Annotated in this window: 13 protein-coding genes and 4 pseudogenes; 10 read left to right on the top strand and 7 right to left on the bottom strand. The window is 69.4% G+C overall.

Annotated elements, in window-relative coordinates; genetic code table 11:
- The first annotated feature begins 21 nt into the window (after window positions 1–21).
- Window positions 22–969 carry a hypothetical protein gene (locus BTZ20_RS10345; protein ID WP_077041291.1) on the top strand — a complete coding sequence of 316 codons (948 nt, stop codon included), beginning with the start codon at window positions 22–24 and terminating at the stop codon, window positions 967–969.
- A 15-nt stretch (window positions 970–984) separates the two neighbouring features.
- Here the strand turns inward: BTZ20_RS10345 and BTZ20_RS10340 are convergent, their stop codons facing one another.
- From BTZ20_RS10340 to BTZ20_RS10330, 3 genes are all read right to left on the bottom strand, one after another.
- On the bottom strand, window positions 985–1,845 hold the full coding sequence (locus BTZ20_RS10340) for an LLM class F420-dependent oxidoreductase (RefSeq protein ID WP_077043613.1): 861 nt from the start codon (window positions 1,843–1,845) through the stop codon (window positions 985–987).
- Window positions 1,846–2,099: 254 nt separating this feature from the next.
- Window positions 2,100–2,552, bottom strand: a complete 453-nt coding sequence (locus BTZ20_RS10335; RefSeq protein ID WP_077041290.1) for a hypothetical protein — start codon at window positions 2,550–2,552, stop codon at window positions 2,100–2,102.
- Window positions 2,553–2,598: 46 nt separating this feature from the next.
- Window positions 2,599–4,332, bottom strand: a complete 1,734-nt coding sequence (locus BTZ20_RS10330; protein ID WP_077041289.1) for an acyl-CoA dehydrogenase family protein — start codon at window positions 4,330–4,332, stop codon at window positions 2,599–2,601.
- 154 nt (window positions 4,333–4,486) lie between these two features.
- Between BTZ20_RS10330 and BTZ20_RS10325 the strand changes: the two genes are divergently transcribed.
- From BTZ20_RS10325 to BTZ20_RS10295, 8 genes and pseudogenes are all read left to right on the top strand, one after another.
- A complete protein-coding gene (locus tag BTZ20_RS10325; RefSeq protein WP_077041288.1) occupies window positions 4,487–5,419 on the top strand; it encodes an oxygenase MpaB family protein in 933 nt (310 codons plus the stop codon).
- A gap of 9 nt (window positions 5,420–5,428) precedes the next feature.
- Window positions 5,429–6,774 (top strand): annotated as a pseudogene (locus BTZ20_RS10320) (cytochrome P450).
- An 8-nt stretch (window positions 6,775–6,782) separates the two neighbouring features.
- On the top strand, window positions 6,783–7,385 hold the full coding sequence (locus tag BTZ20_RS10315) for a TetR/AcrR family transcriptional regulator (RefSeq protein WP_077043612.1): 603 nt from the start codon (window positions 6,783–6,785) through the stop codon (window positions 7,383–7,385).
- Between the two features lie 4 nt (window positions 7,386–7,389).
- Window positions 7,390–8,916 (top strand): succinic semialdehyde dehydrogenase, encoded by a 1,527-nt coding sequence (locus tag BTZ20_RS10310; protein ID WP_077041287.1) that lies wholly within the window; start codon window positions 7,390–7,392, stop codon window positions 8,914–8,916.
- Window positions 8,917–8,924: 8 nt separating this feature from the next.
- Window positions 8,925–9,440 (top strand): AMP-binding protein, encoded by a 516-nt coding sequence (locus BTZ20_RS27955; RefSeq protein WP_223263711.1) that lies wholly within the window; start codon window positions 8,925–8,927, stop codon window positions 9,438–9,440.
- Window positions 9,440–10,531: an AMP-binding protein gene (locus BTZ20_RS10305; protein ID WP_223263710.1), complete on the top strand. Its 1,092-nt coding sequence runs from the start codon at window positions 9,440–9,442 to the stop codon at window positions 10,529–10,531. Before BTZ20_RS27955 ends, BTZ20_RS10305 begins: the two co-directional genes overlap by 1 nt.
- Window positions 10,528–11,352 (top strand): SDR family NAD(P)-dependent oxidoreductase, encoded by an 825-nt coding sequence (locus BTZ20_RS10300; RefSeq protein ID WP_077041286.1) that lies wholly within the window; start codon window positions 10,528–10,530, stop codon window positions 11,350–11,352. The genes BTZ20_RS10305 and BTZ20_RS10300 overlap by 4 nt, the downstream gene beginning before the upstream one ends.
- A 72-nt stretch (window positions 11,353–11,424) precedes the next feature.
- Window positions 11,425–11,982 carry a hypothetical protein gene (locus BTZ20_RS10295; protein ID WP_077041285.1) on the top strand — a complete coding sequence of 186 codons (558 nt, stop codon included), beginning with the start codon at window positions 11,425–11,427 and terminating at the stop codon, window positions 11,980–11,982.
- 30 nt (window positions 11,983–12,012) lie between these two features.
- Here the strand turns inward: BTZ20_RS10295 and BTZ20_RS10290 are convergent.
- A pseudogene (locus BTZ20_RS10290) lies at window positions 12,013–13,757 on the bottom strand (proline--tRNA ligase).
- Between the two features lie 59 nt (window positions 13,758–13,816).
- On the opposite strand from BTZ20_RS10290, the pseudogene yaaA reads away from it, so the two are divergent.
- A pseudogene (gene yaaA, locus BTZ20_RS10285) lies at window positions 13,817–14,556 on the top strand (peroxide stress protein YaaA).
- Between the two features lie 53 nt (window positions 14,557–14,609).
- On the opposite strand, the pseudogene BTZ20_RS10280 reads toward yaaA, so the two are convergent.
- The 3 genes and pseudogenes from BTZ20_RS10280 to BTZ20_RS10270 form a co-directional block, all read right to left on the bottom strand.
- Window positions 14,610–17,143, bottom strand: a pseudogene (locus BTZ20_RS10280) (polynucleotide kinase-phosphatase).
- Window positions 17,140–18,540 carry a 3' terminal RNA ribose 2'-O-methyltransferase Hen1 gene (locus tag BTZ20_RS10275; RefSeq protein ID WP_083742614.1) on the bottom strand — a complete coding sequence of 467 codons (1,401 nt, stop codon included), beginning with the start codon at window positions 18,538–18,540 and terminating at the stop codon, window positions 17,140–17,142. The pseudogene BTZ20_RS10280 and the gene BTZ20_RS10275 overlap by 4 nt, the downstream one beginning before the upstream one ends.
- 71 nt (window positions 18,541–18,611) lie before the next feature.
- Entirely contained in the window at window positions 18,612–18,941 is a 330-nt protein-coding gene (locus BTZ20_RS10270) for a hypothetical protein (protein ID WP_077041284.1), read from the bottom strand.
- Between the last annotated feature and the right edge of the window lie 11 nt (window positions 18,942–18,952).

Below are 18,952 nucleotides of genomic sequence, written 5' to 3'. Positions count from 1 at the left end.
GCGCCCGAGTAGCCTTGACCCATGCCGGTCACCTGGTCGGACGAGGTCGACGACATCATCGGCGGAGACCTCACCTGTGGTCTCGCCTGCCTCACCCCGGCGGGCGGGGCGGTCGTGACGTCGGTGGCGCCCATCGGGATCCGCGACCGCGAACGCGGCACGGTCGGCTTCACCACCTCGCTCGGCTTCGGCCGCAAACTCGAGCGCATCAAAGACGATCCCCTGGTCGCGCTGGCGTTCCACGCCCGCGAACACGGCGTCGGTGATCGCCCCGACCCGCGGTTCGTCCTCGTCCAGGGCGAGGCCCGATTCGACCCACACCCCGACCGTGCGACGCTCGACGAGATCGGCGACCGTCTGGGGCCGTACATGGGCGCACCGAAGACGGGGTGGTTCTGGGACCGGTGGCTGCGCGCGTACTACGAGGACCGGGTGCTGGTGACGGTGACCGTGACCCGCGTCGTGGCCTGGCCCTCGGCCAACGCAGACGGTGAGCCCGAGGTATTCGGTGCACCACGGCCCGAGGCCGCCGCCGCGCCGCAGCGGCCACCGAAGAAGGGCACCGGCCCGCGGGTGGACGCGGCGAAAACCGGCGAGCGGGCGGCGAGGCTGCCGCACCTGCTGCTCGCCTACCGCGACGCGGACCGATATCCGGTGATCGCCCCGGTCGGGGTGACCGCGGCCGACGCCGACGGCGTCCGGCTTCGAGTGCCCAGCTGGACTCCGCCCGGCGGCCGCCGAGCCGGTCTGCTCGCGCACTCCTATCGAGCCCAGCTCGTCGGCCTCGAGTCCCGCCAGAACACAGGCTGGCTGGATGTCTCCGGCACCGAGGCGCGCTACGCGCCGCACACCGAGTCCGGATTCCGCGCACCCGCGAACAAGACCATCGTGTTGCTGGCCAACGGTTTTCTGGCGAGGCGCGGGCTGGCGAAGGCCCGCAAGCAGGGGCGGGTCCAGGCGCTCGGCTGAACCCGCCCACCGCGGTCAGCGCGAGACCGGCTCCCGGTTCAGCTTGCCCGCGAGCCGGCCCAGGTAGGCCACGACCTCGGCCTCGGACTTGTCGGGCACCCCGAACACGACCTCCGTCACGCCGAGATCCTCCCAGCGGGCGAGCTTCTCCGGATCGGGCTTGCCTGCCAGCACCACGACCTGGGGCGCACCCTCGCGGCCCGCCTCCTGCCAGATGCGGCGCAGCAACAGCACGTTGTCGTCGATGTCCTGCTCGATCGGGGTGGTCATCCAGCCGTCCGCCGACCGGGCGATCCACTTGAAGTTCTTCTCGTTGCCCGCCGCGCCCACGATCACCGGAACACGGGGCTGCTGAATGGTTTTCGGCCACGCCCAGCTCGGGCCGAACTTGACGAACTCGCCGTCATACTCGGCCTCCTGCTGCGACCACAGCGCCTGCATCGCCTCGAGGTACTCGCGCAGCATCGTCCGGCGCCGCCCCGGCGGCACTCCGTGGTCGGTCAGCTCGTCGAGGTTCCAGCCGTACCCGACGCCGAGCACCACCCGGCCCCCGGACAGGTGATCGAGCGAGGCGATGGTCTTCGCCAGGGTGATGGGATCGTGCTCGACTGGGAGCGCGACCGCGGTGCCGAGTGCGATACGTTCGGTCACCGAGGCCGCGGTCGCCAACGCCACCCAGGGGTCGAGGGTGCGCATGTAGCGGTCGTCGGGCAGCGTCTCGTCACCGGTCTGCGGGTGCGCGGCATCCCTCCGGGCCGGGATGTGGGTGTGCTCGGGGACGTAGAAGGAATCGAACCCGGCCCCCTCCGCTGCGACGGCGGCGGCCGCGGGAGTGATCCCGCGGTCACTCGTGAACAGCGTGATGCCAAACTTCACCAGGGTCTCCCTTGCACCGTCTGCGAGCACTCGAATCAGATCGAGACTATTAGCCGGACAGGTGTTTGGCAAGGTGTCCAGACCGATCGGTCTTGATCGCAAATCTAGAACTCGTTCACATGCCTGATCTGGGAGTGGGACCAGCTGTTTTTACCCGCCGACCGTCGGCGTCATGACACAGGTTCATACAGAAAAGGGCGTGACGCCGGCGGCATCACCACCGGGAGTCACGCCCTCGACCTCGGAGTAAGCGCCTAGGGGACGACGATGGTGCCGCGCCCCTCGACGTGCGGGAAGTTCGTGTCGATCTGGACTTCGATCCGCCCGACTCCGGTGTCCGCGGTCATCGGCACCCACGGGCCGTCAGTCGGCGACAGCGGTGTGTTGTCGCCGAGCGGCACCGGCGGCCCCGGGAAAACTCCGCTCGCTCCGGTGTCCAGGTTCTTCCAGCGCAGGGTGGCTTCGACGCCGCAGTAGGGGGCCTGGAACAGGGCCGGGACGAACGTGAACTCCGGCCGCACCCAGATCGTCGGGTTCTGCCCGAAGAAGAGGGCGTTTGGGTCGTAGTGCGCGTCCACGGTCCCGACGCACCCGATTGCCCCGCCGCCGAGCGTGTACGTGGGCGAGATCCCCGCCGGTTCGGACGACGACCCGGTCGACGCCGCGGCGGTGCCGCCCGTCAGCGACGCCGCCACCGCGACCGACACGACAACTGCCCGAATAGTTCTCATCGTCCCTGCCCCCCAGCCGACGCTACGGCGTCATCTCGTAGGCGCCATCGTAGGCCCGCACCTGCTCCCACACCCGACCGAACCGATCCTCGTCCACCACCGGCTTGCGGATCGCACCGATCGCCCACTCCTGCTGAGCAGGCGTCGAGGACGGCTTCCCGTGCAGTGCAACGGCATACCCGGAGAAGTCGCGGACCTGGAAATCGAAGATCTGGTCGACCAGGTCCCGGTCGAGCCCGGTGATCTCGGCCTGCTCGAGGATCAGCTGCCCGTACACGACGAGCGAGAACAGGTGCCCGACGTTGAGCAGGAAGTCCAGGTCCTTCTGCTGCGCGGCATCGGGAGCCGCGGTGGCGAGCAGCTTCTTGAGCTCCAGCGCCTGCTCGTAGAACCGCACGACGTTAGGGATGTCCGCGAAACGCTCGTAGACCTTCGTCCAATCGTGGAACTGCACCTTGGCCGCGCCACGGGTGGGGCCCTGGTTCCAGAAGAACTCGTCGTCTGCCGCGTCCAGGCGGGTCCCGATCTCGGGGAACGATGCCGGATTGAACATGTAGTTCGGCATGAACTTGAGGATCAACCCGACGTTCACGTGGACCGTGCCCTCCAGCTTGGGCAGGCAGCCGATGACCTCAACGGCCTCACGGAAGTAGGTGTTCTTCTCGTACCCCTTGGCCGCGACCACGTCGTGCAGCAGCGCGATCACGCGCTCGCCCTCGGAGGTGACCTTCGCCTTGGTCATCGGGTTGAACAACAGGTACCGACGGTCCTCGAGGCTCGCGCTGCGGAAGTAGTCCACGGCCCTGGCGCTGAACTGCTTCATCGCGACCATCCGGGCGTAGGCATCGACGAACGCCGCCCGCACATGGGTGAAGTCGGTGACCGGGTTGCCATAGAGGATCCGGTTCTGCGCGTGGGTGATCGCCTCGTAGAAGGCGTGCTCGGTGATGCCGATCGAGCCGGTGCACAGGTTGAACTTGCCGACGTTGACGGTGTTGAGCGCCGCCTCGAACGCCTGGACGCCGGTGTGCAGGATGTCCTCCTCGCGCACCGGGTAGTCCTCGAGCCGGAAGGTGCTCACGTACATCTGGCCGTGGATGACGTTGTCGATGAGCTTGTAGTTCGGATGCTGGCTGTCCGCGACGAAGAAGACGTACCCGTCGGATCCCTCGACGTCGGTCCGGCGGCCGAACACCGACACCATGCCCGCGACATTGCCGTTGCCGATGTAGTACTTCTCGCCGGTCGCCCGGAAGGCGACGCCGTCGTCACCCGCCTGCGGGGTGAGCAGCATGTCGGTGGAGTACACATCGGCGCCGTGCTCGCGCTCCGAGAGACCGAACGCCATCACGCCGCCGTCCGCCAGCTCACGGGCGGCCCGCTGCTTCGCGGCGGTGTTGTCGCTCATCCAGATCGGCCCGAGGCCGAGGATGGTGACCTGCCAGGCGTACCAGTAGGCCAGGCCGTAGAACCCGAAGATCTCGCTGAGGGCGGCGTTGCGGGCCGCGTCCCAGCGACGGTTCGGGTCGCCGTCACCGAATTCGGCCGGGGTCTGGAAGGTGGCGAAGAGCTTCTCCTTCTTCACGAACTCCAGGAAGTCCGAGACCCAGGTCGCGTCCAGATCGTCCTGGAGCAGCTGCTTCTTGCCACGGTTCTCGAACCACTCGACGGTCGCACGCAGCAACCGCCGGGTTTCCTCGTCGAACTCGGCGAAGTCGCTGGTGGTCGGGTTGAACAGGTGTCCGTTCGCGGACATGGGTTGCCCCTCTCTTGCAGATCAGCTCGCGTCTGAGATGAACCTACCAGCGAGTAGCTATTCCACCCCCTTGTGTCGCAGGTCACTTCGCTGTTACGTTTTGGAACAGAGATACAAATTTGTTTCATCGTCCAAGAGCCGACAGGAACCCACGATGCCGCTCGACTTCGATTCCGCCATTCGCGAGGCCGTCCCCATGCCGGTCGACGACGAGATCGCCTCGACCTCACCGCGGCTTGGCGCCGATTCCCTGATCTGGAAGTACTACGGCGACGTGCGCGGACTGCTGGGCTTCCAGCGCCTCGCCGGGACGGAGAACTGCATCGAACAACTCGGCAAGGCGGTCGAGGACCATTCGGTGATCTTCTCGGACACCCTCGGCCGCGCTCGGCGCAGCGGACCCCCGATCATGAAGACCGTCTACAGCGAGGACCCGCACCACTGGGGCCGCACCGTCCGCGACTTCCACAAGCCGATCAAGGGCACCGTCGCCGACGGATCGCGCTACCACGCCCTCAACCCCGAACTCTTCTACTGGGCGCACGCCACCTTCGTCGACCAGGTCCTCTACGTGACCGACACCTTCATCAGGCGCCTGTCCCACGAGGAGAAGGTCCAGATCTTCGAGGAGGGCAAGACCTGGTACCGCCTCTACGGGGTGAGCGATCGCAGCCAACCGCAGACCTATGAGGAGTTCCTCGACTACTGGGAGCAGATGCTCGACCGGTTCGTCCCGACCCGCACCATCGTGTACGCCACCGGGTACATCAGAAAGGGAGTGCCCGGCCCGCGACGGATCCCCGCGCCGGTGTGGCGGGTGCTGTCGGCACCCCTGAACGGCTTCATCCGCACCGTCGTCGTCGGCACGCTGCCCCCGCAGATGCGGGAGGTATGCAACCTGGAATGGGATGCCAAGAAGGAGAAGCGGTTCCAGCGATTCGCGGCCTTCTCCCGCCAGATCAACCCGCTCGTCAATCGACTGCCGCTGCGCGCGCTGTACGTGCCATGGGCCCACGACGCCTGGCGCCGGGTCGGCGTCGATCCCCGGCCCCTGATGAACACCACCACCGACCCGACCGCCCGCTAGGAGTCACCAGTGCGCACCAAAGTGTTGGCAGCACCCCCGGCCGGCAGCGGCCTCCGACCGATCTACGGCACCGGCGACCCCGGCGTGATCGAACTCCTCCGCTTCTTCCGCAATCCGATCGAGCTGGTGGCCCAGCGCCGCGCGGCCTTCGGGGACATCACCTACATCAAGGCGTTCGGCCTCGAATTCGCCATCCCGCTCACCGCGGACGGCACCGAGTCGGTGGCCATGAACCGGCAGAAGGCGCTGGCCGCCGAACCCGCGTGGGGCTTCCTCATCGGTCCGTTCTTCCGCCGCGGCATCCTGCTGATGGACTTCGAGGAGCACCGCCACCACCGGCTGATCCTGCAGCAGGCCTTCAACAACAAGCGCCTGCGCGGGTACCTGGACGAGATGCAGCCGATGCTCCGCAAGGGCGTGGAGCGACTCCCGACCGGCGAGAACGTTCTCGTCCTGGACGAACTCAAGGCGCTCACCCTGGACCTCGCCCTGGAGATCTTCCTCGGGATGGACCTGCCGCGCGCCGAGGCCGATCGGATCAACAAGGCCTTCATCGACTGCGTGAACGCCGGAATGTCGATCATCCGCAAGGACATTCCGGGGACCAAGTGGGCGAGGGGCTCTCCGGGCGACGAGTGCTCGAGGAGTTCTTCCATCGACACCTGCCCGCCAAACGCGCGTCCGACGAGACCCCCGATCTGTTCTCGGTGCTCTGTCACGCGCGGTCCGACGAGGGCCACACTTTCACCGACGAGGACGTCGTCAACCACATGATCTTCGTGCTGATGGCCGCGCACGACACCTCCACGATCACCCTCACCACCATGGCCTACTACCTGGCCAAGCATCCCGAGTGGCAGGACCGGGCCCGGGCACAGTCCCGTTCACTGCCCCGCGAGATCAACTACGACAACCTCGACGAGTTCACGGCTCTCGACGCCGTGATGAAGGAGTCGCTGCGGCTGAACTCCCCGGTGCCGGGGCTCGCTCGACGGGCGTTGGAGGACACCGAGATCAACGGGCACTTCGTCCCGAAGGGCACCTACGTCAGCGCGGTGGGAATGGTCAACCACCACAACCCGGACCTGTGGACGCATCCCGAGCGCTTCGACCCGGACCGCTTCTCCCCCGAGCGCGCCGAGGACAAGTCGCACCGCTACGCCTGGATGCCGTTCGGCGGCGGCGTGCACAAGTGCATCGGCCTCTACTTCGCCCAGATGGAGATCAAGACGATCATGCACAACCTGCTTCTCGAGTACGAGTGGTCGGTACCCGCCGACTACACCTGGAAACTCGACAATTCCACGCTGCCGGTCCCGAAGGACCACCTGCCCGTCACGCTGCGGGCGCTGTGACCGCGGATATGCTGGTACGCGATGAACACCCGTCCCGCCCCCGTCGCGCCGAACGCTCCCCCGCGGAGCAGGCGATGCTCGACGCCGCCAGGGACGAGTTCGAGCGCTACGGGATCCGTCGGACCAACATGGACGATGTGGCCAAGCGCGCCGGGATCAGCCGCAGCACCCTCTACCGGAAGTTCCCGAACAAGGACGGACTGGTCGAGGTGCTGGTGTTGCGCGAGGCGGGCCTGTTCTTCGATCAGCTCGACGCCCTTGCCCTGGACCTGGATCCGGTGCGGGCCGTGGTCGAGTGCTTTGCGCGGGGCATCGCGCTGACGCGGGAGATTCCGCTGCTCGGCCGGATCCTCGAGAGCGAACCGGAGATGCTGGTCGAGGTCACCACGCGCACCGCGGGCGCACCGATCGCGGTCGCGGCCGCCCGGGTGGCCGCCGCGCTGCGACACAGCGGGGCGACCATGCCCGAGGACGACCTGCTCGCGGTCTCCGAGATCCTCATCCGGATCTCGATGTCGCTGCTGCTGCACCCGCACGGCCGCCTCGACACCACCGATCCCGATGCGGTGCGTCGCTACGCCGAGAGGTACCTCGCCCGACTGGTGTGGTGACACCGTGACGACGTCGGTCGAGGCGCTGCTGCGCCAGCTGCCGCCGTCCGCCGAGTTCGCTTCGGCCACGGCCCCTTTCACCGGGGAACCCCTCCCCGACGTCCCCCAGACCGGCACCGAGTCGGTGGCCGCCGCTGCGCTGGCCTGCCGGGCCGCGCAGCCCGCGTGGGCGGCCAGTCCGGTGCGCGATCGACAGCGGGTGCTGGCGCGGTTCGCACGACTGCTGGTCGACGACCACGACCGGCTGTGCGACCTCATGCAGTGGGAGACCGGCAAGGCCCGCGTGCACGCCGCCGTCGAGGTGCAGGGCGTCGTGTCCGTGGCCCGGCACTACGCGGCCCGTGGCGGCGCGTACCTGGACGAACGGCGCGCACTCGGTGCGGTGCCCGGCCTCGTCTCGGCCCGCGTGGGGTACCGCCCGAAGGGGCTCGTCGGGGTGATCGCCCCGTGGAACTACCCACTGTTCCTGGCCGTCGGCGACGTGGTCCCGGCCCTGCTCGCCGGGAACGCGGTGCTCAGCAAGGCCGACTCGCAGGCCCCGCTCACCCTGTTGCACGCGCGGCACCTGGCGGTGCGGGCCGGCGTGCCCGAGGCCGTGTGGCAGGTGGTCGCCGGACCGGGGAGCCGGATCGGGCCCGCCCTGATCGACGAGGTGGACCACCTGAGCTTCACCGGCTCGACCGCGACGGGCCGCGAGATCGCGCGTCGCTGCGCCGACCGGCTGATCGGGGCCTCGCTCGAGCTCGGCGGCAAGAACCCGATGATCGTCTGCGCGGACGCCGACCTCCGGGCCGCCGCCCGCGGCGCCGTGCAGGCGGCATTCTCCAATGCCGGGCAGATGTGCATCGGCATCGAGCGAATCTACGTCCACGAGAAGGTGTTCGACAGGTTCCGCGACGAGCTCGTCCGACGGACCACGCGGCTGCGGATCGGCGCCGGATACGGCTACGACGTGGACATGGGTTCGCTCACCTCGCAAGGGCAGCTGGACCTCACCCGGCACCATGTGGCCGACGCCCTCGCCAAGGGCGCGACCGTCGCGACCGGCGGCAGGCCCCGGCCCGACCTCGGTCCGTTCTTCCACGAGCCCACCGTGCTGACCGGCGTCACCGCCGAGATGGCCGTTTACGCCGAGGAGACCTTCGGCCCTGTGGTCTCCCTGTACCGGGTGACCTCGGAGGCGGAGGCCATCCACCTCGCGAACGAGGGCGAGTACGGCCTGAGCGCCAGCGTCTGGACCCGGGACCTGCGGCGTGGCCGCCGGATCGCGGCCCAGGTGGTCGCGGGTGCGGTGAACGTCAACGACGGCTACCTGTCCGCGATCGCCTCGCTCGGCGCGCCCATGGGAGGGATGCGCACCAGCGGCACCGGGCGGCGGCACGGCCGGGAGGGCATCGTCCGCTACACCGAACCGCAGACGGTCACCACCCAACGCGTCGCCACGGCCTACCCCGACCGATTCCGCGGGCCCCTGCTCCGCGCGATGAACGCGGGCACCCGTGCGCTGCTCGCGATTCGACACCGATCATGAGGAGAACGATGCGCATCCTCGACGAGGCGCTCGCCGCAGGCACGCTCTGGCGGTCGGGGGCCGTGCCGCGCAACCCACGAGCCCTGGCCTCGGGTGCCCGCGCCGTCGCCAGGCTCGGGCCGTTCGGCGGTCTTCCCGCCTTCGGGGCGGCGGCCTTCCCCGACCGGGTCGCCCTCGTGGACGACCGGGGCCAGCTGACGTTCGCCGAGTTCGCGGGGCGCACCCACCGGCTGGCACACGCGCTGATGTCCCTGCTGGCCTCGCCCCAACCGGGGATCGGCATCCTCTGCCGCAACCACGCCGATGCCATCGTCGCCCTCTGCGCGGCGTCGGCCGCGGGCGCCAGGGTGGTGCTGCTCAATTCGGATTTCGGCCCGCGCCAGGTGGCCCAGGTCGCCGCCCGCGAGCGACTCGACGCGCTCGTCTACGACGACGAATTCACCACCGCGGCAGCGGGTTTCGACGGCCCCGGTGGTGCGCCTGGACCGAGGACGCCCAGGCGGAGAGCTCCCTGGCCGCCGTGATGACCGGCGAGTCCGCCGCGCTGCCGACCCGGCCGGCTCGATCCCCCGCGTTGGTCGTGCTCACCAGCGGCACCAGCGGGCTCCCCAAGGGCGCCCCGCGCTCGCAGGCACCGTCGCTGATGGTCCCCGCCGGGCTGCTCTCGAAGATCCCGCTGCGCGGCGGCGAGCGCGTGCTGCTCTCGGCGCCGGTCTTCCACGGCTGGGGCCTGATCGTCGCGACACTCACCCTCACCATGGGCTCGACGCTGGTGCTGCATAGAAGGTTCGACGCCGGGCGGGTGCTGACGGACCTGCAGCGGCAGCGCTGCTCCACCCTGGTGGCGGTCCCTACTATGCTGCGCCGGCTGGTGGCGCTCGGTGACGCGATTTCGGCGGCCGACCTGTCCGCGCTGCGGATCGTCGCGAGCGGCGGTGCTCGGCTCGACGGCGCCCTTGTCGCCCAGGTCACCGCGGCGCTCGGCCCGGTGCTGCACAACCTCTACGGTTCCACCGAGGCCTCGTACATCAGCATCGCGACACCGGAGGACCTGGCCGAGGCCCCGGACTGCGCGGGAATCCCGCCGCGTGGCACCGTCGTCCGCATCGCCGACGCGAACGGCACGAGCGCAGCGGTCGGCGTAGAGGGCCGGATCCTCGTGCACACGCCGGGCCAGATCGACGCGTACACCGACGGCACCAGGAAGAGCGATCCCGACGGGTTCCTCGACACCGGCGACCGCGGTCACCTGGACGCCGCCGGACGCCTGTACGTGGCCGGCCGCTCCGACGCCATGATCGTCTCCGGTGGCGAGAACGTCTTCCCGGAGGAACTCGAGATGGCCTTGCTCGCGCATCCGGAGGTCGCGGACGCCGCCGTCACCCCGGTACCGGATGCCGAGTTCGGGCATCGACTGCGCGCGTATCTCGTCCGCGCCGACTCCCCCGCCGGTCGGGACGCGCTCGACGAGCAGGCGGTCCGCCGGTACCTCGCCGCGGAGCTGCCCCGGTCGCGGATGCCACGCGAGATCGTGTTCGTCGACCGCCTCTCGCGCGGCTCGACGGGCAAGCTCACCCGCCACACACTCGACGTACTGCAGGAGGAGCACAAATGAGTGGCATCGATCTGACCGGCCGGGTGGTGGTCGTCACCGGCGGGGCCCGCGGCATCGGCCGCGCCACCGCGACCGCGCTGCACGCCGCCGGGGCCCTGGTCGCGATCGGCGACGTCGACGAGGCCGAGGTGATCCGCACGGCCGACCAGCTCGGGGTGCTCGGCGCCGTGCTGGACGTCACCGATCCCAAGTCGGTGACATCGTTTCTCGCCCAGGTGGAATCGAGACTCGGTAGGCCGTGGGGATGGGTGAACAACGCAGGCATCATGCCGCTCGGCGCGCTGCTCGAGCAGGACGACGCCATCGTGGACGCGGCGGTGGACGTCAATCTGCGCGGCGTCCTGCACGGCACCCGCGCCGCCGGACGTGTGATGACCTCTTCCGGCGGCGGACGGATCGTCAACATCGCCTCGATCGCCGGCTGCATCCCCGTCCCCGGCATGGCCGTCTACAACGCCACCAAGGCCGCGGTGCTCTGCTTCGGCGACGCCGCCGACGCCGAGCTGTCGGCCGCAGGGGTACGGGTGTCCACGGTGCTGCCGTCGTTCACGAAGACCGCGCTGCTGGACGGCACCCACCCGGGCCGACTGCTCGCCCCGATCCCGCCGGAGACGGTCGCCGACGCGGTCGTCGCGACGCTGCGGTCCGGTCGACGCCGGACGGTCGTCCCGCGCCGGTTGTCCGGTTCCCTGCTGTGGCCGCTGTTCCCGCGTCCGCTCGCCCGCCTGCTGCGGCGGGCGACCGGGCTCGACCGGGTGTTCCTGGACACCGACTCCGGTCGCGCCGCGTACGACGCACGAATCCGCGGCGGGTCTACGTAGATCGGGACGCCGCCGCGGCGTGTGAGAGCATCCAGTACCGCATCACCACTCGAGCCGAGGGACCGCTTCCGGATGTTCACCGCCGTCGCACTGCTGGCCGTTGGCGCGGTCGGATACTTCGGCTATCGCCGACTGCGCCGCGATCCCGCGCTGCGCGCCGACCTGTGGGCCAGGGTCCGGACGTATGCACTGGCGGCCGGGCTGTTGGCGCTGGCGGCTGTGGCCGTACGCAACGGACCGACGGGCGAGACCGCACTGGTCCTCGCCTGCGCCGCCGTACTCGTCGTACCTCTCGCCACCCGAGCCACCGCGCAGGACCGGGCAGCGGTCCGCGAGTCCCTGCGGCGCTCCCAACTGGGTCTCGAACCGCGCAGGCCGCTGGTCAACGTCCCCGCACTGCAGGCCCGGTGGGTGGCCGCGGGGGCCCTCGCCTACTTCTGCATCGGGGGCTTCCGCGGCTTCGTCGCGCTCAATGCCGTCTTCTCGCACCACGTACCGGACGCCGGCTGGGTGTTGTCTGCGGTCGCCGCGACCGCGGCGGCGGCCGCGGTCGCCCACGTGAGCGTGCAGCGGCGCCGGGTGGCGGCGGAGGACGACCGCCTGAACGCACTGGACCGGGCCGTCGGCTGACGGCCCGGTCCGGTACTGCTGTGTCGTGCGTCAGCCGCGGACGGCGGCGAGCACCTCGGCGAGCGCGGACCCGGCTGGCACCTCGCGGGACTCCCCGGTGAAGCGGTCCCGCAGTTCCACGTTGCCCTCGGCGAACCCGCGGCCGACGACGACCACCAGCGGCACGCCGAGCAGCTCGGAGTCCTTGAACTTCACGCCGGGCGAGGCCTTGCGGTCGTCGAGGATCACCGACAGTCCGGCGCGGTCCAGCTCCGCGGCGAGCGCCTCGGCGCCCTCGCGGGCCGCATCATCCTTGTTCGCGATCACCAGGTGCACGTTCGCGGGCGACACCTCGGCCGGCCAGCGCAGGCCCTTGTCGTCGTGCTGCTGCTCGGCCATCACCGCGACCAGCCGCGAGACGCCGATGCCGTAGGAGCCCATCGTCGGGCGGACCGGCTTGCCGTTCTCGCCGAGCACGTCGACACCGAACGCGTCGGTGTACTTGCGGCCGAGCTGGAACACGTGGCCCACCTCGATGCCGCGGGCGGCGACCAGCGGTCCGGCGCCGTCCGGCGAGGGTCGCCATCGCGCACCTCGGCGGCCTCGATGGTGCCGTCCGGGGTGAAGTCGCGGCCGGCGACGAGACCGACGACGTGCTTGCCCTCCTCGTCGGCGCCGGTGATCCAGCTGGTGCCGTCGACGACCCGGGGGTCGACGACGTAACGGATACCGTTGGCCTGCAGCGCCTTCGGACCGATGTAGCCCTTGGCCAGGAACGGGTTGTTCTTGAAGTCGGTCTCGGTGATCAGCACGTACTCGGCGGGCGTGAGGGCCGCCTCGAGGCGCTTCTCGTCGACCTCGCGGTCACCCGGGATGCCGACGCCGAGCAGCTCCCATTCGCCGCCGGGCACGCGGGTCTTGACCATGATGTTCTTCAGCGTGTCCGCGGCGGTGACCGTCTTGCCCAGGTCCGCGCCGTTGGCCCAGTCGACCAAAGAATCGATCGTCGGGGTGTCCGGGGTGTCGTACACCTTGGCCTCGGGCTGCCCGTCGAACGGGATCGCCGCGGGCGCGAGGGTCTTGACGGCCTCCACGTTGGCGGCGTAGCCGGACTCGATGCACCGGACGTAGGTGTCCTCACCGATCGGGCTCTCGGCCAGGAACTCCTCCGAGGCGCTGCCGCCCATCGCGCCCGAAGTCGCGGAGACGATGACGTACTTGACGCCGAGCCGCTGCAGGATGCGCTCGTAGGCGTCGCGGTGCGCCTGGTAGGACGCCTCCAGGCCCTCGTCGGTGAGGTCGAAGGAGTAGGAGTCCTTCATCACGAACTCGCGGCCGCGCAGGATGCCCGCACGCGGGCGCTCCTCGTCGCGGTACTTGGTCTGCACCTGGTACAGGGTGACCGGGAAGTCCTTGTACGAGTTGTACTCGCCCTTCACGGTGAGCGCGAACAGCTCCTCGTGGGTGGGGCCGAGCATGTAGTCGTTGCCCTTGCGGTCCTTGAGTCGGAACAGGCCTGCGCCGTACTCGGTCCAGCGGTTCGACGTCTCGTAGGGCTCGCGCGGGAGCAGAGCGGGCAGCAGGATCTCCTGCGCGCCAATCGCATCCATCTCCTCGCGGACGACCCGCTCGACCTCGCGGAGCACCCGCAGGCCCAGCGGCAGCCAGGAGTACACGCCCGGCGCGATGCGCCGCACGTAGCCGGCGCGGACGAGCAGCTTGTGGCTGGCGACCTCGGCGTCGGACGGGTCGTCACGGAGCGTGCGAAGGAACAGCTGAGACAGGCGGGTGATCACGGGGTATCAGGATAGTCGGCCCACGCGGCGGCGCGGCCCGCCCGGTACCGTTACCGCTCGTGCTGGTGCTGCTTCCCCCTCCGAGACCAAGTCCGACGGCGGCAAGGGCGACCCCCTCGACCTGGGCGAGCTGTCGCTGCCCAAGCTCACCGCGACCCGCGAGGTGCTGGTGAACGCGCTCGTCGAGCTGGCCGCCGACACCGACGCGTCGAGCCTCGCGCTGGGGCTGAGCGCCGGGCAGTCCGACGAGATCGCCCGCAACGCGGCTCTCTGGACCTCGCCGACGCGACCGGCCCTGGAGCGCTACACGGGGGTGCTGTTCGACGCCCTCGACGCGAAGTCGTTCACCCGCGCACAGAAGGCGAAGGCGCTGACCCGCCTCGCGATCGGCTCCGCGCTGTTCGGCGTGGTCCGCGCGGGCGATCCGATCCCGGCCTACCGGCTGTCCGGCGGCTCGAAGCTGCCCGGGATGGGCACACTGCAGTCGGTATGGAAGCCGGAGCTCACCTCGGCGGTCGAGGCGGAGGCCGACGGCCTGGTGGTGGACCTGCGCTCGGGTACCTACCAGCAGCTGGGCCCGCTGCCCGGCGCGGTGATCGCGACCGTGCTCACCGAGAAGCCGGACGGCAGCCGCTCGGTGGTCAGCCACTTCAACAAGCACCACAAGGGCCTGCTCGCCCGCGCGCTGGTCGTCTCCCGGGCGGAGCCGTCCGACGTGAAGGGCGTGGCGAAGGTCGCGGCCAAGGCCGGGCTGCGGGTCGAGATCGCCTCCCAGCGGGAACTGATCATCCTGACGTAAGCGCGGCTCCGCCGCCCGTGCGCGAATTTCACCCCTATGGGGGTACAGATCACTCACAGCCGAGGATCGACCGCCTCCGACTCCAGGGCGAGCACCGCGAACACCGCCTGGTGGATCCGCCACAGCGGATCGGCCTTGACCAGTCGGTCGACGGCTTCCATGCCAAGCGCGTACTCGCGCAGCGCCATCGACTGCTTGTGCCCCAGGTTTCTACTGCGCAGCCGCTCCAGGTTCTCCTTCTCGGTGTAGTGCGGACCGTAGATCAGTCGCAGGTACTCGCGGCCACGCACCTTGATGCCGGGCTGAACGCGACGAGCGCCGCCCTGCGCCCCGTTGGCGAGCGGTTTGACCACCATGCCCTCGCCGCCTGCGCCGGTCAGCTCGTCCCACCAGGCGATGCCCGCGGCCTCCGACTCCGGCGAGCCGGTGTCGACGACGACGCGCCTGGTCGTGGTGAACAGGGTCGGTGCCGCCGCCACGAGCCGGTCCGCGATTGCCAGGTGCCAGCCGTGATCGCGATCGCTGTGACCGGTTCCCTCGGTTGCCAAGACTTGGAACGGCGCCACCCGCACGCCGTCCAGGCCGTCGGTCGGCCACACGTATCGCCGGTAGGCATCGGTGTAGCGCGCCACGTCGTCCGCCCTGCTGTTCACCCGCTCCAGGAGATCCCCGACGTCGAGTCCACGCGTCGCCGAGGCCTCGAGCACCGATCTGCGGGCCGCGAGGTCAGCGCGCGCCGCCGCACCCACCGCGGCGTACTGCGACCGCAGCAGCCCCTCGGACTTCGCTGACCACGGCAGCAGCTCCGCGTCCAGGAGCATCCAGTCGGTGCCGAGCTCCTCCCACAGCCCGGCGGCCCCGACCGCCTCCGCGACGAGGGTCACCAGACGCTCGGTCTGCTCCTCGTCGAACATGCGCCGACCGGTCCGGGTGTGCACCATTCCGGACAGCCCGTCCGCGACGCCGAATCGCGCGGCGGCCGTCGAGGCATCGCGGCACACCATCACGATCGCTCGCGAACCCATGTGCTTCTCCTCGCAGATGACCTCGCTCACCCCCGCCTTTCGGTACTCGGCGAAGGCTTCGGCTGGATGCTCGAGGAGACCGGGCCGCGACGAGGTCGCGCACGGTGCCATCGTCGGCGGCAGGTAGTGCAGCCACTGCGGCGCCACCGCCCATCGGCTCATCACCTCGAGCGCACCCGCCGCATTCTCGGGCCGAATCGTGATCCGTCCGCGCAGGGCGGTATCCACTCCCCCGACCCGGAGAATGTCCTCGATGTCGAGTGCCTGCGGATCGGGCTCCGGCATGTGCAGCGGCTTGGCCGGCGGATACCACTCCCGATCGGCCGGAACGGAGACCACCTCGCGCTCGGGGTAGCGCATCGCCGTGAGCGCGCCGCCGAAGACGCACCCGGTGTCGAGGCAGGCCGTGTTGTTGAGCCACCGCACATCCGGCACCGGCGTGTGTCCGTACAGCACCATCGCGTCGCCGCGATAGTCCTCTGCCCACGGGTAGCGGACCGGCAGCCCGAATTCATCGGTCTCACCGGTGGTCTCGCCGTAAAGCGCGAAACTGCGCACCCGACCGGACGCGCGATTGTGGTACTCCTCCTTCAGGCCCGCGTGGGCGACGACCAGCCGCCCGTCGTCGAGAACGAGGTGCGCGACCAGCCCGTCGCAGAAGTCCGCGACGGCGCGGCGGAACTCCTCGGACTCGGACGCGAGCTGCTCGAGGGTGCGGTCGAGACCATGAGTGGCACTGACCTTATGGCCGCGCAGCGCCTTCACGAGCTTGTTCTCGTGGTTGCCCGGCAGCGCCAGCGCGTGACCGGCAGCGGCCATTCCCATCACCAGTCTCAGCACACCCGGCGAGTCGGGGCCGCGGTCCACGTAGTCGCCCACGAACACCGCGGTGCGACCGGCCGGCGGGAGTGCATCCACCGCCCTACCCTGCTCGTCCCGGCGCACCGTGTATCCCAGGGCACCCAACAGGGTTTCGAGCTCGCCGAGACACCCGTGGATGTCCCCGATCACGTCGAACGGCCCGCGTAGATCGCGGCGGTCGCTCCGCAACGGCTGCCGGACGATCCGCGTCGACGCCACGTCCTCGACCCCATCGAGGACGTGGACCGTGCGGAAGCCCTCACGAGCCAACCCGCGCATCGACCGCGAGAGCTGCTGGTGTTGACGTCGCAGGACGCTGCGATCGAACCCTCGGTCCCCCGGGCGGCGTTGCGCTCGGCGCACACCTGCTCAGGCAGGTTCAGCACGATCGCCACAGGCAGCACATCCTGGGAGCGGGCGAGGTCGATCAGTTTCTTGCGGGCCGCCGGCTGAACGCTCGTCGCGTCGATGACAGTTAGCTTCCCGGCGCGCATTCTCTTGGTGGCGATGAACTCGAGGACCTCGAACGCATCGACGGTGGCCTCCTTCGAGTTCGGGTCGTCACTGACCAATCCACGACAGTGATCGCTCGAGATCACCTCGTACGCACCGAAATGCTCCGCCGCAAAGGTCGACTTCCCCGATCCGCTGATCCCGATGAGCACGACCAGCGACGGCTCCGGTATCTCGAGAACACTCACGCCGAAACCTCCCGTCGGATGAACACGGCCATCTGGGTGGGCGCGCCATGGGTCTCGTCGACATCACCAATCCCCGTGAAGCTCACGTCATAATCGTGTGCGGAGGTCACCTCTCCTGCCCAGTCCTCGAATTGCGTTCGGCTGAACTCGAATCGGTGATCAGGATTGCGGAAGGTGCCCGGCTCGAGGTTCGGATACAGCACGTTGTACTCGGAGTTGGGCGTGGTAACCAGGACCACCCGCGGGTGCATGTCGGCGAACACCGACCGCACCAGCGCCGGCAGCCGCGACTCGTCGACGTGTTCGATGACCTCCATCAGCACCACCGCATCGAACCCCCTCAGGCGCGGATCACGGTAGGTGGCCGACGACTGGAGCACCGAGATGCGCTCCCGCTGACGGTCCGACAGCTCAGCCAGCCCGAGCCTGCGTTCCGCTCTACGCAGCGCGCTGTCGCTGACATCGACGCCGACGATCTTGGCGAAGGCGGGCCGGGCGAGCAGCTCCCGCAACATCTTTCCCTCACCGCAGCCGACATCGACCACCCGCGCGACACCGAGGTCCTCTAGCGTCGCGATCACGGCGTCCTGACGCCGGTTCGCGAGGCCTGCGTTGACCGCCTGCACATCACCTGTTTCCGTTGGTGCGTCCTCGACCAGCCGATCGACGACGGACGCCACCAGCTCGCGTCGGTGCGCGAGGTAGCGCGAGGCGATCAGCTCGGCTTCCGGGTGGCCGCTCAGCCACTCCCCTGCCATCCGAACCAACTTGTCCGCCTCCTCCTCGCCTACCCAGTAGTGCTTGACGTCATCGAGCACCGGCAGCAGGACGTAGAGGTGTCGCAGCGCCGCGGACAACGTCTGCGTGCCGACCAGCGTCAGGCTCACATATGCCGAGTCACCCCACTGCGGAAGAGACTCGTCCAGCGGGAGCGGCTCCGCGCTGACGTCCCAGCCGAGCGGCCCGAAGAGCCGGCCTGGCAGGTCTGCGCCGCCCCTGGCCGGCATCGCCGGAATGGTGATCCGCAGTGGCACGGCCGTCAGCGGAAGTTCCTGGCGCGATGAGAGTGTTCCGGCGAGGGCTGATTTGAACACTCGCGAGATCGCCACCGCCAGCATCGACGACCCGGCATACGGTCGGTCGTTGACGTACTGGCCCAACGCGAATCCGTCACTGCCACGCCGGAGCTTGCTGCGCGCCAACTCGACCGGATCGACGTCGAGGATCAGCGCCACGGTGCAGCTCGACCGCGAGGACTCCGGATAGAGCACGGTCGCGGTCCCCACCGACAACTCGAACGTCTGCACCCGATCGGGATGCTTGTGCAGGAGATAGCCGAGGTCCGACGCATCCGGGAAGCCGCCAGTCGCGGTCGCGGTCAGTGTGAACAGCACCATTCGGACACTACCGGCGGTGTCGAGCGACTTTCCGTCGCGACGGTCGGCGGGTTGCGTCGGCTGCGCGTCTCCTACTCCGGAAAGGAATACCGCAGGACAGGAGGTGGGCGGCGGGGCCTGATGTATGCGCAGCTCCACAGGCCCGCGGCGACTGCGACGATGACGGCGCCGCCGGACCCCAGACTCGCCGCCTGGTGGAAGAGCAACCAGACTCCCCCAGCCCACATCACGAAACCGGCCGCCCATGGCACCGATCTCGTGTGCGATGTCCGCGTCGAGACATATCGCCAGAGCGCCAGGCCGAATCCCCACGTCCCGATGACCGTCACCACCATCGCCGCGAGAAACCACCAGACCGCCGGAGTGTCGGGCCGATCGGTGAGCGCGCCCACACGCCACATTCCGAGTCCCC

This window comes from Rhodococcus sp. MTM3W5.2 (genome assembly GCF_001984015.1).
Taxonomy (GTDB): domain Bacteria; phylum Actinomycetota; class Actinomycetes; order Mycobacteriales; family Mycobacteriaceae; genus Rhodococcus_G; species Rhodococcus_G oryzae.
Note: the sequence above shows the minus strand (reverse complement) of the source record. Positions and strands in the feature narration are given on the sequence as shown.

Excerpts from the sequence above, each read along its gene's own strand:
- BTZ20_RS10345 (WP_077041291.1), top strand. The coding sequence starts at position 22 with ATGCCGGTCACCTGGTCGGACGAGGTCGACGACATCATCGGCGGAGAC.
- BTZ20_RS10330 (WP_077041289.1), bottom strand. The coding sequence starts at position 4,332 with ATGTCCGCGAACGGACACCTGTTCAACCCGACCACCAGCGACTTCGCC.
- BTZ20_RS10325 (WP_077041288.1), top strand. The coding sequence starts at position 4,487 with ATGCCGCTCGACTTCGATTCCGCCATTCGCGAGGCCGTCCCCATGCCG.
- BTZ20_RS10315 (WP_077043612.1), top strand. The coding sequence starts at position 6,783 with ATGCTGGTACGCGATGAACACCCGTCCCGCCCCCGTCGCGCCGAACGC.
- BTZ20_RS27955 (WP_223263711.1), top strand. The coding sequence starts at position 8,925 with ATGCGCATCCTCGACGAGGCGCTCGCCGCAGGCACGCTCTGGCGGTCG.
- BTZ20_RS10305 (WP_223263710.1), top strand. The coding sequence starts at position 9,440 with ATGACCGGCGAGTCCGCCGCGCTGCCGACCCGGCCGGCTCGATCCCCC.
- BTZ20_RS10300 (WP_077041286.1), top strand. The coding sequence starts at position 10,528 with ATGAGTGGCATCGATCTGACCGGCCGGGTGGTGGTCGTCACCGGCGGG.
- BTZ20_RS10295 (WP_077041285.1), top strand. The coding sequence starts at position 11,425 with ATGTTCACCGCCGTCGCACTGCTGGCCGTTGGCGCGGTCGGATACTTC.
- BTZ20_RS10275 (WP_083742614.1), bottom strand. The coding sequence starts at position 18,540 with ATGGTGCTGTTCACACTGACCGCGACCGCGACTGGCGGCTTCCCGGAT.
- BTZ20_RS10270 (WP_077041284.1), bottom strand. The coding sequence starts at position 18,941 with ATGTGGCGTGTGGGCGCGCTCACCGATCGGCCCGACACTCCGGCGGTC.